Genomic DNA, 234 nt, shown 5'->3' with positions numbered 1-234 from the left:
ATGAAAACCATCAAATATTTTGCAACCGCTGCCGCTATCGCACTGACCTCTTTCGCCACTTTCGCCGCTGAACCGATCAACAGCCAGCAGGCCGATAACCTGACCGCCACCGGCATCGTTTCCGCAGGCCACGCGACCACCCTCAGCAGCCTGGAAAAAAAGCTGGCCGCTAAAGCCGACGCTCAGGGCGCCAGCAGCTACCGCATCATCTCCGCCGGCGGTAACAACATGCTG

1 protein-coding gene is annotated in these 234 nt (G+C 59.0%); it reads left to right on the top strand.

Translation table 11 applies throughout. The annotated features are described in order from the left end of the window. A partial coding sequence (gene bhsA / locus ADK28_RS03540; RefSeq protein ID WP_048794902.1) for a multiple stress resistance protein BhsA occupies positions 1-234 on the top strand: 234 nt, incomplete at its 3' end.

Source organism: Serratia sp. 506_PEND (assembly GCF_001076875.1).
Lineage (GTDB): Bacteria > Pseudomonadota > Gammaproteobacteria > Enterobacterales > Enterobacteriaceae > Serratia > Serratia marcescens.
Note: the sequence above shows the minus strand (reverse complement) of the source record. Positions and strands in the feature narration are given on the sequence as shown.